General features: G+C 64.6%; 12 protein-coding genes and 1 pseudogene. 11 read left to right on the top strand and 2 right to left on the bottom strand.

The genetic code is table 11. The features are described 5' to 3' along the window. Positions 1 to 15: 15 nt before the first annotated feature. Complete coding sequence (locus KZO24_RS21670) at positions 16 to 1023, top strand: DUF7064 domain-containing protein (RefSeq protein ID WP_271181541.1); 1008 nt, start codon at positions 16 to 18, stop codon at positions 1021 to 1023. Between the two features lie 7 nt (positions 1024 to 1030). On the opposite strand, the gene KZO24_RS21665 is transcribed toward KZO24_RS21670, so the two are convergent. Continuing rightward, complete coding sequence (locus KZO24_RS21665; protein WP_271181540.1) at positions 1031 to 1822, bottom strand: MerR family transcriptional regulator; 792 nt, start codon at positions 1820 to 1822, stop codon at positions 1031 to 1033. A gap of 339 nt (positions 1823 to 2161) precedes the next feature. On the opposite strand from KZO24_RS21665, the gene KZO24_RS21660 reads away from it, so the two are divergent. The 9 genes and pseudogenes from KZO24_RS21660 (at position 2162) to KZO24_RS21620 (ending at position 13900) form a co-directional block, all read left to right on the top strand. Beyond that, positions 2162 to 3262 carry an NAD(P)-dependent alcohol dehydrogenase gene (locus KZO24_RS21660; RefSeq protein ID WP_271181539.1) on the top strand — a complete coding sequence of 367 codons (1101 nt, stop codon included), beginning with the start codon at positions 2162 to 2164 and terminating at the stop codon, positions 3260 to 3262. Between the two features lie 12 nt (positions 3263 to 3274). Further along, on the top strand, positions 3275 to 6937 hold the full coding sequence (locus KZO24_RS21655; protein WP_486487672.1) for a TonB-dependent receptor domain-containing protein: 3663 nt from the start codon (positions 3275 to 3277) through the stop codon (positions 6935 to 6937). A 64-nt stretch (positions 6938 to 7001) separates the two neighbouring features. Then, complete coding sequence (locus KZO24_RS21650; protein ID WP_486487671.1) at positions 7002 to 8636, top strand: AMP-binding protein; 1635 nt, start codon at positions 7002 to 7004, stop codon at positions 8634 to 8636. Beyond that, positions 8633 to 9433, top strand: a complete 801-nt coding sequence (locus KZO24_RS21645; RefSeq protein WP_271181535.1) for an enoyl-CoA hydratase/isomerase family protein — start codon at positions 8633 to 8635, stop codon at positions 9431 to 9433. Before KZO24_RS21650 ends, KZO24_RS21645 begins: the two co-directional genes overlap by 4 nt. A gap of 239 nt (positions 9434 to 9672) precedes the next feature. Beyond that, positions 9673 to 10938 carry an aromatic ring-hydroxylating oxygenase subunit alpha gene (locus KZO24_RS21640; protein WP_271181534.1) on the top strand — a complete coding sequence of 422 codons (1266 nt, stop codon included), beginning with the start codon at positions 9673 to 9675 and terminating at the stop codon, positions 10936 to 10938. Continuing rightward, entirely contained in the window at positions 10935 to 11282 is a 348-nt protein-coding gene (locus KZO24_RS21635; protein WP_036529659.1) for a hypothetical protein, read from the top strand. Before KZO24_RS21640 ends, KZO24_RS21635 begins: the two co-directional genes overlap by 4 nt. 24 nt (positions 11283 to 11306) lie before the next feature. Further along, positions 11307 to 12121: pseudogene (locus KZO24_RS21630) on the top strand (SDR family NAD(P)-dependent oxidoreductase). Positions 12122 to 12144: 23 nt separating this feature from the next. Beyond that, entirely contained in the window at positions 12145 to 13023 is an 879-nt protein-coding gene (locus tag KZO24_RS21625) for a fumarylacetoacetate hydrolase family protein (protein ID WP_486487670.1), read from the top strand. Between the two features lie 124 nt (positions 13024 to 13147). After that, a complete protein-coding gene (locus KZO24_RS21620; RefSeq protein ID WP_051587163.1) occupies positions 13148 to 13900 on the top strand; it encodes a TetR/AcrR family transcriptional regulator in 753 nt (250 codons plus the stop codon). Positions 13901 to 14044: 144 nt separating this feature from the next. Here KZO24_RS21620 and KZO24_RS21615 read toward each other — a convergent pair whose 3' ends face one another. Further along, positions 14045 to 14530: a VOC family protein gene (locus KZO24_RS21615; protein ID WP_271181531.1), complete on the bottom strand. Its 486-nt coding sequence runs from the start codon at positions 14528 to 14530 to the stop codon at positions 14045 to 14047. A 115-nt stretch (positions 14531 to 14645) separates the two neighbouring features. Here KZO24_RS21615 and KZO24_RS21610 point away from each other — a divergent pair, with 115 nt between their 5' ends. Then, on the top strand, positions 14646 to 15050 hold the full coding sequence (locus KZO24_RS21610) for a nuclear transport factor 2 family protein (RefSeq protein WP_271181530.1): 405 nt from the start codon (positions 14646 to 14648) through the stop codon (positions 15048 to 15050). The last annotated feature ends 2 nt before the right edge of the window (positions 15051 to 15052 follow it).

Genomic DNA, 15052 nt, shown 5'->3' with positions numbered 1-15052 from the left:
AGGCAAGGCCGGATCATGATCACCAACGCAGACCTCGACTTTCACCATCACGGTTCGACCGAGCATAACTATGCGGAGACGATGTTCCTCATCTTCTCCGTGCCCGAAGCCGGGATCAGCGGAAATGCCTACTTCCTTGGGCGGCCGAACGCGGGCGTGTGCCTGTCGTCCGTCTACATCCACCAGGGCATCGTGGCCCATGCCGGCGCGGCCGACTATTCCGATGCGCAGATGCACGTCCAGTGCCCGGAAAAGCTGTCGGACTTCCGCCTGTCCACGGGCCTCGCGGTCACCGGCAGCAACAATGCCCGTGACTATCACTATCGGTACGAAGGCACCGACGGCCTGTGCCGCTTCGACTTGCGCTTCAAGGGACTGATGGACCCGTTCGATCCGCTGGACCCGAGCCAGAACCCGATGCTGGAGCATTTCGGCGGCGACACCGAGGCTGCGAGCGGCGCGGGCGATTCCTGGTCGAAGGGGCATTATGACCTCGTCGGCCACATCACCGGCGAACTGGAAGTGCACGGCCATCGCTTCGCGGTCGATTGCGTGGACGGCCTCGATCGCAGCTGGGGGCCGCGCGCGGAGTGGAACTCGGCGCCCGTCTCGTGGATGCACATGACGTTCGGGACCGACCTCGCGTTCCATCTCATCATGACGCTGGACATCGTCGATGGACAGACCGTCTACACCACGTTCCGCTTCGGCTATGCTCTGGTCGATGGCGAAAGCTGCGCCATCGTGGCGGCAGAGGTTGATGCGGAAAGCCTGTCGCTGCTCGGCATGCACCGCGTGGTGCGGATCACCGATGCCAAGGGCCGCAAATGGGAGATGGTGGGCGCCGCCGTCGCCGCCGCGCCCTGGCATAACGCCTATGCCGCCTTCATCTCGTATCAGACCCTCTATCGCTGGACGATGGGCGACCGGGTAGGGTTCAGCAACGTGACCGACGTCATCGGCGTCACGACGCTTTCCAAGAAGCTGTCGCGTCTTGCCAATGCGCGCCCCGTGTCGGGGTAATAGAGCCTCACTTGGAGGGAGGCTTCCGATTGCTGCGTCCTTCTTGTCTGGGCGCGGCATCGGCGGCGCCTGCGCGGTCCAGGCGCGGCGGTACGATCTCGTGGAGCCGACCTTCACTTTCAGCGGTCAGGTAGCGCATGAAATACTTCATCCTCAGCACCCCGAAGAAGTCGAGCATGAGGGGGAGGCCGGTTCTCAGCATATCGGCTGCCCGTTCTTCGCGGATCAGGCCTTCGGTGCGGGTGATGAAGCGGGTGGCTTCGGCGAAGGCGAGATAGTCGGCCGACTTGGTGTAGTGATCCAGCACTTCCGGAAAGAAGTTGGCCGATTCCTCGAAGCCTGCTTCGCGCATGCGTGCCCAGATGCCGATCAGGTTCGCGTCGGTGTAGCTGACGGCGGTTCCTTCTTCCGTCTCGATGAGTTCGACGGCGCCAAGTGCCGCGAGGCCACGTGCGTCGCGTTCCGCGTGTGCATTTCCCTGCTGTAATGTTTCCAGCGCAATCGTGCGGTCGTCCTCGCCGAAGCGTGCGGCCACCAGATTTTCGAGATGGTGGAATGCAGGCGCCTCCAACCGCTTGTCGAGCTTGTCGCCGCGCAGCATCGCTCCGATTTCGTCCAGCGTTACCTGATGTTCGCGCTGCAGATTACGCACCGCCCGAATCGCCCGCACATGCTCGTCGCTGTAATGCGCCACGGTTGCCTTCGGCTTGTCGGGCGGGGGTACCAAACCCTTGCGGATCAGCACCCTGATCGTCTCCCGGTTTACCCCCGTAAGGTGCTCCAATTCCCCCATCTTCATCGCATTTTCCTAGTTTTGATTTTGCCGCTTGTCACGGGAAGTAAATCAGATTACAAACTGCGTATACGAAGTACGTAGCACTTGAAGCCGATCGTGCAAAGCGATGGCTTGGGAGACGAAGATGCAAGGCAGCATCCATCTGAAAAGACCGAAGTGGAAATGCTCTCAGATGCATTGCGAAACCATGCCCGGCGGGTGTGGCCGACGCGGCGCATCAAGTGTGTTGAACCGCACCGATACGAAAGCGGTCGTCGTCCTCCGGGGCGGCTGACGGTCCCGGCGCGGGGGCGAGCTCTCTCCCGCCTCCGCGCCAAACCCTCTTGAACTGGAAATCGGCATATGCAGATTACGGCCGCCATTGCGCGCGAGGCCAAGCGCCCCTTTGCGCTTGAAACAATCGAGATCGACGAACCGCGCGAGGGCGAGGTTCTCGTGCGGCTGGTGGCGGTGGGCGTGTGCCACAGCGACATCGCGGCACGAGACCAGTCGCTGCCGGTGCAGATGCCCATCGTGCTCGGGCACGAGGGGGCGGGCATCGTCGAGCGCGTCGGCCCGGGCGTCACCAAGGTCGCGCCGGGTGACAAGGTGGTGCTCACCGTGGGCTCTTGCGGCGAATGCACCAACTGCCGCCGGGGCGACGTGGCCTACTGCGAAAAGGGGATGACGCTCAATTACAGCGGCCGCCGCCCAGACGGCAGCGCGACTCTGTGCTGCGGTTCCGAGCCCGTGGGCGGATACTTCTTCGCGCAGTCGTCGTTCGCGACGTATGCGATCGCGACGCAGTACAATACCGTCAAGGTTCACGCCGATGCCGACCTGACCATGGCCGCGCCGCTGGGATGCGGCATCCAGACGGGCGCGGGTGCGGTGATGCGCTCGATCGCGGCGAAGGCCGGGCGTTCGATCGCGGTCTTCGGCGGCGGCTCGGTCGGGCTGAGCGCGGTCATGGGGGCGAAGCTTGCGGGCTGCGATCCGATCATCGTCGTCGAACCCGTAGCCGCGCGGCGGGCCCTTGCGGCGGAACTCGGCGCGACGCACGCGGTCGATCCGGCCGCCGGCGACGTGGCTGAGGCGATCCGCGCCATCGCCGCGCGCGGTGTCGATTACGTGGTCGATACCACGGCGGTGGACGCGGTGGTGCAGGCGGCGCTGGCCTCGCTCGCCCCGCACGGGACGATGGCGTTCCTCGGCGTACCCAAGAAGATGGATGCGGTGTTCTCGACCTCGATGCTCGGCTTCCTCGCCAGCGGCGCGACGCTGAAGGCGGTGATCGAGGGCGATACCGACCCCGACACCTATATTCCCGAGCTTCTGGCTCATTACGAGGCGGGGCGCCTGCCGCTCGACAAGCTCGTGCGCACGTATCCGTTCGACCAGATCAATCAGGCGATCGAAGACCAGCTTGCCGGGCTGGTGGTCAAGCCCGTTCTCACCTTCTGAAGGCAACCGATCATGCAGACCGACACACTCGCGTTCGGGCCGGACGAACTTCGCATTCCCGATGACATCGCCGAAAAGGTGGTGAACCCGAACCTCTGCGCCGACGAGGCTTCGTTTCACGAGGCGCTGGCGTGGATGCGCGCGAACCGGCCGATCGGCTGGGCGCATCTCGGCGGCTACGATCCGATCTGGATGGTCACGAAGTACAACGACGTCGTCACTGTCGAGCGCCGCGCCGACGTGTTCCTGAACATGGTCGACAATCCCATCTATAACCCGCAGGCCGACGATGCCTTCCTGCGGTCGGCCAACAACGGTACCTGCCAGGTCGTCGCGGCGCTTACGCACATGGACAATCCCGATCACAAGGCTCTGCGCTCGATCGCCGTTCCGTACTTCTCGCCCGCGAGGATCACCCGGCTTGAAAGCGATATCCGCATCATCGCCAGGGACACCGTGGCGCGGCTGCTGGCCGGTCCGCGCGAGGTGGATTTCGTCAAGGACTTCGCGCTCGAATACCCGCTCAGGGTCATCATGAACATGTTCGGCGTCCCCGAGACGGACCTGCCCAAGATGTTGAAGATGACGCAGGAATTCTTCGGCTCGAAGGACCCCGAAGAGCAGCGCAGCGACATCGAGATCACCCCCGACATGGCCGCGCGCCAGTTCCACCGGGTGATCCAGGAATATTACGACTACTTCACGCCGATGACCCGCGATCGCCGCGAGAACCCGCGCGACGACCTGATGAGCGTGATCGCCAATGCCGAGATCGACGGTGAGCCGATCAGCGATTTCTTCGCCAACGGCTATTACATCACCATCGCCACCGCCGGGCACGATACCACGTCGACCACGACCGCCACCGGCATGAAGGCGCTGTGCGAGCACCCCGACCAGTTCGCGCGGCTCAAGGCGGACCCGAGCCTCATCCCGTCCTTTGTCGAGGAAGCCCTGCGTACGGCGGCGCCGGTGCGGCACTTCACGCGCACCGCGATCGACGACTTCGACCTGCACGGGACCGCGATCCGCAAGGGTCAGCGCCTCATGCTGTCCTACCCTTCCGCCAGCCGTGACGAGGACGTGTTCGAGAATGCGGGAGGATCTCGACCTTGCCCGCAAGCGCAACCGGCACCTCTCGTTCGGTTCCGGCCCGCACATGTGCCTCGGCCAGAACCTTGCGAAGCTCGAGATCTGCATCCTCTACGAAGAACTGATGCCGCACCTCACCGCCGTCCGGCTGAACGGCAGCCCCCGCTACATCGAGACCAACTTCGTGGGAGGGTTGAAGTCTCTGCCGATCGCTTTCGAAACCAACTGAAAAACAAAGTTCACGGGAGAAGATACATGAAATCCAGCAAGTTACTGGCGGGCGTCGCCTTCATCGGCCTTGTAGCCACGCCGGGCCTCGCCATGGCGCAGGACGAAGCGGCGAGCGCGGCGCAGCCCACGGCGGGCGTCGGCGAAATCATCGTCACTGCTCAGAAGCGCTCGGAATCGCTGAACAAGGTCGGCCTGACCATCCAGGCGCTGTCCTCCGACGATCTGGTGAAGCAGGGCGTCAACAGCGTGTCGGATCTCGCCAAGGTGATCCCGGCGCTGACGGTCGCCAACAGCATCTACAACACGCCGGTCTACACCCTGCGCGGTGTCGGCTTCTACGAGAACTCGCTGGCGGCCTATCCGGCGGTCAGCGTCTACGTCGACGAAGTGCCGATGCCGTTCCCGGCGCTGGTCGGCACGGCGGCGCTGGACGTCGAGCGCGTCGAAGTCCTCAAGGGACCGCAGGGCACGCTGTTCGGCCAGAACGCGACGGGCGGTGCGATCAACTACATCGCCGCCAAGCCGACCGCCGACTTCAAGGCAGGCGTGAATGCCAGCATCGACAGCTTCGGCGAAGTCGATGCGAGCGGCTTCGTCAGTGGTCCGATCAGCGACACGCTGCGCGTCCGCGTCGCGGCCAAGACCGCGCAGGGCGGCGCCTGGCAAAAGAGCCAGACCCGGCCCGACGACGACAAGCTGGGCGACAAGGAACTCTACATGGGCCGCGTCCTGCTCGACTGGACGCCGACCGACCGGCTCTCGGTGTCGCTCAACGTCAATGGCATGATCGACAAGTCGGACCCGCAGGCGGGCCAGTACATCGCCCTGTTCCCGCAAGTCGGACCGGTCGGCGCGGGTCTTGCCGCCACGCCCTTCGCGCCGTCCAAGCCGCGCACCGCCGACTGGAACCCCAATCGCCGTCCCAAGGGCGACGACCGCCAGTGGCAGGCCGCCCTTCGTGCCGACTATGAGCTTTCGGACAGCCTCAAGCTGACCTCGATCACCTCCTACGTCGATTTCAGCCGCAAGCAGGTCAACGATCCCGATGGCGTCGCCGTGGAATCGCTGGAGTTCCTGTTCGATGGTTCGCTCAAGTCGTTCAGCCAGGAACTGCGCATCGCCAGCAACGGCTCCGGCCCGTTCAGCTGGATCATCGGCGGCAACTACGAGCACACCACCTCGAAGGAATTCGCCGACCAGTATGCGGGGCAAAGCTCGGTGGTGGCGAACCTCGGCTTCCCGGCCAATACCAACACGTTCTTCCTGAACTCGCAGATCGACAACTACGCGGTCTTCGCCAATGCGGACTACGAGATCCTGCCCGGCCTGACGGTGAAGGGCGGCGTGCGCTACACCAAGAGCCAGCGCGATGCGCAGACCTGCACCCGCGATCCCGGAAACGGCGGCGCGGCGGCGTTCTTCACCGCCGTCTCGACCCAGGTGCGTCAGGCGATCGATCCGACTGCCGCGCCGACGCCTGCCATTCCCGCAGGCGGATGCGTGACGCTGGACGAGGCGACTTTCCTACCGACGCTGTATGAAGGCTCGCTCGACCAGGACAACGTTTCGTGGCGGGGCGGCATAGACTATCAGGCGCTTCCCGAACTGCTGCTCTATGCCAACGTGTCCAAGGGCTACAAGGCCGGCAGCTTCCTGTTCACCAATGCGTCCAGTACCGCGCAGTTCGCGCCGGTCACGCAGGAATCGGTGCTGGCCTTCGAAGGCGGCTTCAAGGCCAGTATGCTCGACCGGCGCATGCAGTTCAATCTGGCCGGGTTCTACTACAAGTACACGGACAAGCAGATCCGCGGCAAGCGCATCGACCCGGTGTTCGGCGTGCTCGACGCGCTGGTCAACGTGCCCAAGTCGAGCCTGATGGGCGTCGAGGCGGAGATCATGGCCGAGCCGGTCGATGGCCTGAACCTGCGTCTGGGCGGCACATATGTCGATACCCGCATCGACGAATATACCGGCGTCGGCTTCAACGGCGGCGTGCAGGATTTCGAGGGCAACCCGATCCCCTTCGCGCCCAAGCTGTCGGTGAATGGCTCTGCGGATTACGAGTTCGCGCTCAGCGAGGGCGTCTCGGCATTCCTCGGCGGGACGGTGACGCACAACAGCTCGACCTACTCGGTGATCGACACCGTGCCGACCGCCAAGCTGAAAGATTATACACTGGTTGACCTTCGTGCAGGATTGTCGTTTTCTGACGATGCGTATCGACTCACGGTGTTCGCGAACAACGTCACTAACGAGTATTATTACACCAATGCACCAATCCTGTACGATACTCAGGTGCGGTACACCGGGCGGCCGGCGAGCTACGGCGTAGCGCTCGCGGCCCGCTTCTGACGGGTGGCCGGGGAGGGGGCAGCACCTCCTCTCCCGAGCCGGAAAAAGAGAGAGGACCTGAATCTTGCGCGGGACGATGATGACGAACCCGATGCTGTTGTCGCGGCTGATCGACCATGCCGCCGAGCATCACGGGGATACGCCCTTCGTAGCGCGCCGCATCGACGGCGTGATCGAGCGTTCGGACTGGGCGCGGATGCGCGACCGGGCAAAGCGGCTGGCCAATGCCATGACCGGCCATGGCTTCAAGGTGGACGACGTCGTCGGTTCGCTGGCGTGGAATACCTCGAACCACATAGAGCTGTTCTATGCCGCGCTCGGCATCGGGGCGGGGCTGCACACGCTCAATCCGCGCCTGACGGCCGAGGATCTGCGCTACATGATCGAGAAGGTCGGCGAGATCACGATCTTCATCGATGCCGACACCCTGCCGCTGGCCGAGCAGGTCGCGGCTATCACGCCGATGGTCATCCGCTGGGTGTTCATGGACGAACCCGGCGCGCCGGTTCCGGCGAGCGCACTGCCCGGCTTCGTCACCAAGACCGATTTCATCGGCGACGCCTCGGCTGACTTTGCATGGCCCACTTTCGACGAGAACCAGGCTGCGACGATCTGCTTCACTTCGGGCACGACCGGCCGGCCCAAGGGCGTCGCCTATACGCACCGCTCGATCACGCTGGGGTCGATGAACATGTCGATGGCCGACATGTACGGCACCCACCGGCGCGGCTCGCTGGAATGCATGCTGCCGATCGCCGCGATCTTCCACGCCAATGGCTGGATGATGCCCTTCACCGCGCCGATGAACGGCCACAAGCTTGTCCTCAACGGCCGCGATTTCTCGCCCGAGGGCATCATCGAACTGATCGACGGGGAGGGCGTGACGATCACCGGCGCCGTGCCGACGATCTGGATGGACCTGTTCGACGCCGCCGACCGTCAGGGCTCGAAGCTGGAGACGGTGCGCACAGGCCTGCTTGCCGGTACTCGCCCGTCGCGCGCGCTGGCCGAGCGCTTCGAGAGCTTCGGCATCACCTTGTGCCAGTCCTGGGGCATGACCGAAGTGCCGGGCTGCTCGCGCAGCGCCCCGGCGGCGGGGTCGGACACTCTGCCGGCCGACGAACAGCACGAACGCCACCTTGCCCGGCAGGGGCGCGTCGGTTTCCTGTCCGAGATGCGCATCGTCGATGACGAGGGCAAGCCGCTTCCGTTCGACGGCGAGCACGCGGGCCACCTGCTGGTGCGGGGGCCGATCGCCTCGGGCAGCTACGTGGGCCTCAGCGATGCGGAAGGCTTCGAATGGCTGGAGACGGGCGACATCGCGCGTATCTATCCCGACGGTTCCATGGAGATCGTCGACCGCGCCAAGGACGTCATCAAGTCCGGCGGCGAGTGGATCAGCACGCTGCAACTGGAATCGGCGGCGGCCAGTTTCGCCGGCGTCGCCGAGGCGGGCGTCATCAGCATCCCGCATCCGCGCTGGCAGGAACGGCCGCTGATGCTGGTCACGCTGGCCGAGGGCGTCGAGGCGCTCGACGAGGCGGCGCTGCGCGCGCATATGCAGGGCTTCGTCGCGAAGTGGTGGTTGCCCGATGCGATCCGGGTTATCGACATGATGCCCCGGACCAGCACCGGCAAGCTCGACAAGATGGCATTGCGGCGCCTCTACGCCCAGAGGTCGGAGAACATCATAGCATGAGCGGCACAGTGCTTACGGTGGAAAGCGAAGGCGCGATCGAGATCGTCACGCTCAATCGCCCCGACCAGCTCAACGCCGTCTCGCCCGAACTGGCGCAGGCGCTGCTCGATTACTTCAGCGGGCTGCCCGCACGGCTGGAGACGCGCGTGGTGATCCTGCGGGGTGCCGGACGCATGTTCTGCGCCGGTGCCGAACTGGGCTCCGACGCTTTCGCCAATGAAGGACCGGGGCGCAACCAGCGGCAACTGGCGATGCAGCGGCTCTATTCGGGGATCGTGCGCGCCATGCGGGCATGTCCGCAGCCGATCATCGCGCTGCTGCACGGCGCGGCCTGCGGCGCGGGGTTCTCGCTGGCGCTGGCGGCTGACGTGCGCATCGCTGCGGAGGATGCGCGGCTCAATGCCGCCTATCTGCGCGTGGGGCTGGGCGGATGCGACATGGGTTCGGGCTATCTGCTGCCGCGCCTTGTCGGGCTGTCGGTGGCCTCGGAACTGCTGATGACCGGCAACTTCATCGCCGCGCCGCGCGCGCTGGCGACCGGGCTGGTCAGTTCGGTGGTGGCTGGCGAGGCTCTCATGGAAGCGGGCCTGGCAATGGCCCGCGATATGCTGCGCGCCTCGCCGATGGGGCTGCGCATGACGAAGGAGACCCTCAATCTCACCGTCGATGCGCCGGGTATCGACGCCGCGCTGACGCTGGAGGATCGCCAGCAATGCATGCTGATCGCGACCGCCGATCACGAAACGGCGGTGGAAGCCTTCAGGAACCGCGCCGCCCCGGAATATCGCGATCTTTAGGGCGCTATATTGAATCGTCATTGCGAGCGTAGCGAAGCAATCCAGGGCAGTTTCAAGCCGCCCTGGATTGCTTCGCTGCGCTCGCAATGACGAGATGGTCGTTCAATCCGACATCATCGACCTCTAACGCTTGACACATTCCCCTCTCCAACCTTAAGTTTACCAAACGGTCAAATAAAGACTCGATGCGGCATCTGATGCCGACGTCGGCGCCGGTTCCGATTGGAGAGGGTTGGGACATGAACATCACCGCTTCCGCGCGGGCTTTCGAAGGCAAGACGGCGTTCACCGAGGCCTGCGGCCTTGGCACCGGCCCGGTGCCGCTCGAGCCTTACCGATCGCCCGAGTTTTTCGAACGCGAACGCGTGCAAGTCTTCGAGCGGGCCTGGCTGCTGGTCGGGCGCGAGGAAGAAATCCCGGCCTACGGCGACTATTTCTCGACCGAACTGTTGCCGGGCGGCGTTTCCGCGATCCTCAACCGGGGCAAGGATGGACGCATCCGCGCGTTCTACAACACCTGTTCGCACCGCGGATCGCAAGTCCTCGACGGACCCACCGGCAATGCGCGGCGCATCGTCTGCCCCTACCACAACTGGACATATGCGGCCGATGGCGATCTGATCTCGATCCCGGACGAAGCCAGCTTCTTCGCGGTCGACAAGAAGCGCTGCGGGCTGACGCAGATGGCGACGGAAACCTGGGAGGGCTGGATCTTCGTCAACCTCCAGCGCCAGCCCGAAGTCGATCTGCGCACCTTCCTCGGCGATTTCGCCGACCGTCTGGCCGGCGTGCCTTACGTGGCGGCGGACAAGCCGATCGTGCTCAAGGCCGACCTCGATGCCAACTGGAAAGTGGTGCAGGACGCCTTCATCGAAAGCTACCACATCCCCGCGATCCACAAGAAGACGATCGCCCAGACCTTTTCGTCGAGCGAGAACCGCTTCGCCCGGCTGCTCGATGCGCGCACGTTCGGGCCGCACCGCACCGTCTCGATGTACGGCAACCCGACGATGCCGCTCGACGAGCGCAACAAGGTGGAGATGCTGGCCTATGCCTCTGGCGACACCGGCAGCCTGATCGCGGCGGGCACGAGTTCGCAGATGGCTGAGTTCCTCGATCACCCCGCCGTCAATCCGACGCGGGCGGGGTGCTGGTCGATGGACGTGAACAACCTGTTCCCGAACACCCAGATCGATTTCGGCCCCGGCGGCTTCTGGGTCCACCAGTTCTGGCCGCTGACGCCGACCACTTCGCGCTACGAAGTGCGCTTCTATGTCCCCGACGCGCTGAACGCGCGCCAGCGCCTGCAGCAGGAACTCTACGTCGCGCGGGTGATCGAGGTGGTGCTGGAAGACCTCGCCAACGTGGCCCGCACCCAGCGCGGCATCAACAGTTCCGGCAAGGACGAGATGCAGCTTCAGGACAGCGAGGTCGGCATCCGTCACTCGGTCGAGCAACTGCTCAAATGGGTCGAGGCGGAAACCGTCACCGAGGCGCTGGCGTGAGCGGTGCGGCGCGCTTGCCGCAGGCGTTCGCGGAACTCGAACCTTTCGTCGACAGCTGGGGGAGCCATACCACCGCCGGGCGGCTGGCCGCGCGCTGCGAGCGCTCGATGGACGAGATCAGGGTGTTCTACGAGGCCATGTGCGCGCGGGCGGAAGAGGCCATCGGCTACGTCGACCGTTTCGGGCTCGACGACCTGCCTGACGATGCGCGCAATCTCATGGCGCTGGTGCTCGGGCTGGCGCAGGCGCACGTCGCCATTGAAATCCACGGGCAACCCCGCGCGCCGGGAACGCCGTGGCCCAATTCGATAAGGATCGCCCGCGGCTTGCCGTTTCTCGGCTGATCGGGCGCAAGGGAAAGGACTGTCATGCGTTTCAAGGGCAAAGTCGCCATCGTCACCGGTGGAGCATCGGGCCTCGGCCGCGCGACCGCGCTGCGGCTGGCGTCGGAAGGCGCCGCAGTGGGCATCGCCGATATCAACGATGCGGCGGCGAAGACCGTTGCCGAAGAGATCGCCGACGCGGGCGGCACGGCGCGCGCGCTGCATCTCGATATCACCGTGGAAGACCATTTCCGCGCGGCAGTGGGCGCGATGGTCGATGGCTTCGGTCGGCTCGACATCATGCACAACAACGCGGCATTCACTTCGCCCGAGGCGATTTCCGGCGACACGGATATCCTGGAAATCCCCGACGCGCTGTGGGACCAGATTTTCGCAGGCACGGTGCGCGGGACGATGCAGGGGTGCCGCCACGCGATCCTTGCCATGCGCAAACAGGGCGGCGGTTCGATCGTCAACACCGCCTCGATGTACGGGGTGGATGCGTTCTACAAGATGCCCGCCTACTGCGTGTCCAAGGCGGCGGTGATCCAGTTGACCAAACAGGTGGCCACGGCCTTCGGCCGCGAGGAATCCGCTGCAACGCGGTGGCGCCGTCGATGATCACGACGCCGCTGCTCGAAGCCTCGATCCCGCCCGCCTTCATCGCAATGAACGTCGACGCCACCCTGACCGGCTACCTCGGCACGCCTGACGATGTCGCGCAGGCCGTCGCCTGGCTGGCGTCGGACGAGGCGCGCTACATCACCGGGCAGGTGATCCGGGTGGACGGCGGCTCGACCGCGCACCTGCCGACTTACGCCGATGCCCGGCGGTTCTACGATGGCCTTGCGGCTGCCTGATCTCCCGAAACGAAGGAACGACGATGAAGCTGGCTCGGTTCGAAAACGGAGGCGTGCCGCGCCTCGGCGTGGTGGACGGCGATGGATTCGTCCCGCTCGATACTATCGGCATCGACCATCCCGACATGATCGCGTTGATCGAGGGCGGGCAGAGCACTCTGGGTGAGATCGCCGCCGCGCTGGCATCGGGGCGCGGTGAGCGGCTGGCGCTGGCCGATGTGCACCTGCTGGCTCCGCTGCGCCCGCGCAAGTTCCTGGGTCTTGGCATGAACTACCGCCGTCATGCGGACGAGGCGCGTGCGCTGGGCATCGCGGTGCCTGACGGGCAATTGTGGTTCAACAAGCAGACGACTTGCGTGAACGGGGCCTACGACGACGTGGTGCAGGGACCGACCACCAAGCTCGATCACGAAGTCGAACTGGGCGTGGTGATCGGCCACGCGGCCAAGTCCGTCGCCGAGGGCGATGCGATGGCGCATGTGTTCGGCTACCTTGTGGTGAACGACGTGTCGGCGCGGGACTGGCAATTCCAGTCCCCGACGATCACCATGGGCAAGTCGTTCGATACGCACGGGCCGATCGGGCCATGGATCGTGACGGCGGACGAGATCGCTGATCCGGCGGCGCTCGGCATCCGCTGCATCGTCAACGGTGAGGTACGCCAGTCCAGCAATACCGAGCAGTTCATCCACTCGATCGGGGCGCAGATCGCCCACCTTTCAGCCGCCTTCACGCTGGAGCCCGGCGATATTCTCGCCACCGGCACGCCCGAAGGCGTGGGTGCGGCTCAGCAGCCGCCGCGCTTCCTGTCGCCGGGGACGTGGTGCGCTGCGAGATCGACGGGATCGGTGCCATCGAGAACAGGATCGTCGCGTGACCGTCAATTTTTGCCCAAAAACTGACCTAATGGTGGATTAATCTCACCGCGGTTTTTGCAAAATCGCTTGACCTTGCTGCATATCCTGATGTGAGGGTGTCAGGAAATGCACATCTTTGGTCAGGCGAACGGCCTGACGGAGCGATCGAATGGCCGAAACGAGCGATATTCCCGAAGATTCCGCGCCCGCCAAGCGCCGCCGTGCCAGCAGCGGCCGCATCGCGGTGCGGCTCGACGGGGCGGAAACGCACCCGGTCGCGATCGACCAGAAGGCGCCGCAGCGGCAGCGCAAGCGCGCCAGCCGCCGGGGCGACGATGTGCGCGAGCGCATCCTGGCCGCCGCGCTGGAATGCTTCGGGGCGTTCGGCTTCGAAGGCACCTCCACCCGCGCCGTGGCGGATCGGGCGGACGTGACACACACGCTGGTGCTCTATCACTTCCAGTCCAAGGAAGCCTTGTGGATCGCGACGATCGACAATGCGCTCAAGCGCTATTCGGCGGAAATGAAGGCGCATCTGGAAAAGGCGGGCGACAGCGCCGCGGCGGGACTGCGCACGTTCATCGAGCAGTTCATCCGCATGTCCGCCCGCCAGCCGCAGATCCACCGTATCCTGACCATGGAGAGCAACCAGGACACCTCGCGCCTGCAGTGGGTCATCGAGAACTACTTGCGTGAACACTTCGGCGCGATCCGCGAACTCATCCGCGCCGGGCAGGACCAGGGCATCGTGCGCCAGTGTGATCCGGCGCGGATGTACTACATGATCATCAGCGCCGGCGGCACGCCGTTCACGGTCTCGACCGAATACCGAGAACTGACGGGCCGCGACGTGTTTTCGGAGACCGAAATCCTGCGCAACATCGCATTCCTCTACGAACTCGTCTTCATCGACGCGCCGTAGGGCGCGATGATATTGAACTAACCTTCGTCATTGCGAGCGTAGCGAAGCAATCCAGAGCGGCGTAAAACTGCCCTGGATTGCTTCGCTTCGCTCGCAATGACGATACGATGTAATGTCGTCACGCCTTAGGGCGGCGCCTCGGCCTCAGCTCCATTCCGGCTCGCCGAGGTTCTCCCAGAGCTGGATCATGTTGCCGTCCTGGTCGTAGAACAGGAACGAGCGGCCCATCGATGCGCATTGCCACACGTAGTCCGTCTGCGTGCGGTAGCCGGCAGCCCTGACTTTTTCGAACCAGCCGTCGATGTCTGTCACCAGCAGGCCGAGTTCGTGGATGCCGGTATGGCCATAGCGCAAGTTCTCCTCGGGCGTCTTGGTGATCGCGGGGTTCAGGCATTCCTGTAGCTCGATGAAGGCGCCGTCCTTCGAACTGAGCAGGGCCATGCGCGAACGCGCGCCCTTGATCTTGAAGATGTCGTCCAGCAGCGCCGGATACATGAAGGTGTTCGGTCCTGGCTCGGGCCCGTCGGGGATCACGGTCTCGACGCCGAGCTCAAAGCCCATGACGTCGCGCCAGAGGCGGATGGCGTCTTCCAGATTGGTCACCATCAGCGCCATGTGATGAAACTTCATGCCATTCTCTCCCGATCGGGCGGTCTGTGCGACACGCCTCCTTGTCATCCGCCTTGGGTTATGCTTTCCTGACCAAAAGATCAATATAAGACAGGCAAGGAAGAGGAGGATCTCGATGGAGGATGCACAAGGGCTTGCCCGCCGGTTCGGCGAACTGTTGGCGCAGCTGCGGTTCCCGGAGGCGTTCGAACTGCTCGCCGACGACGGCATCTACACCGTGATCGGCACGACGGCGGCATCGGGCGTCTATCACGGACCGAAGGACCTGATCGCGCGGCTGGTGCCGCTGCTGTCGGACTTCGTCGAGCCGCCGGTCGTCCGCTTCGAGGAGCCGATCGTGCAGGGCGACCGCGCCGTGCTGCTGGGCAGCGGACGCGGCGTGGGGCCGACCGGGCCTTACGATCAGCCCTACTATGCCTTCGTGATGCGCGCGGCAGGCGGGCGCCTCGTCGAAGTGATCGAGTTCATGGACACGATGATGCTCCAGTCGGCGGTCTTCGGCGAGCAAGCGGCGCACTGACG

Source organism: Novosphingobium sp. NFX11, assembly GCF_057376415.1.
Note: the sequence above shows the minus strand (reverse complement) of the source record. Positions and strands in the feature narration are given on the sequence as shown.

Coding starts and splice junctions, on each gene's coding strand:
- KZO24_RS21610 (WP_271181530.1), top strand. CDS start 14,646: ATGGAGGATGCACAAGGGCTTGCCCGCCGGTTCGGCGAACTGTTGGCG.
- KZO24_RS21625 (WP_486487670.1), top strand. CDS start 12,145: ATGAAGCTGGCTCGGTTCGAAAACGGAGGCGTGCCGCGCCTCGGCGTG.
- KZO24_RS21665 (WP_271181540.1), bottom strand. CDS start 1,822: ATGAAGATGGGGGAATTGGAGCACCTTACGGGGGTAAACCGGGAGACG.
- KZO24_RS21640 (WP_271181534.1), top strand. CDS start 9,673: ATGAACATCACCGCTTCCGCGCGGGCTTTCGAAGGCAAGACGGCGTTC.
- KZO24_RS21620 (WP_051587163.1), top strand. CDS start 13,148: ATGGCCGAAACGAGCGATATTCCCGAAGATTCCGCGCCCGCCAAGCGC.
- KZO24_RS21645 (WP_271181535.1), top strand. CDS start 8,633: ATGAGCGGCACAGTGCTTACGGTGGAAAGCGAAGGCGCGATCGAGATC.
- KZO24_RS21615 (WP_271181531.1), bottom strand. CDS start 14,530: ATGAAGTTTCATCACATGGCGCTGATGGTGACCAATCTGGAAGACGCC.
- KZO24_RS21660 (WP_271181539.1), top strand. CDS start 2,162: ATGCAGATTACGGCCGCCATTGCGCGCGAGGCCAAGCGCCCCTTTGCG.
- KZO24_RS21655 (WP_486487672.1), top strand. CDS start 3,275: ATGCAGACCGACACACTCGCGTTCGGGCCGGACGAACTTCGCATTCCC.
- KZO24_RS21670 (WP_271181541.1), top strand. CDS start 16: ATGATCACCAACGCAGACCTCGACTTTCACCATCACGGTTCGACCGAG.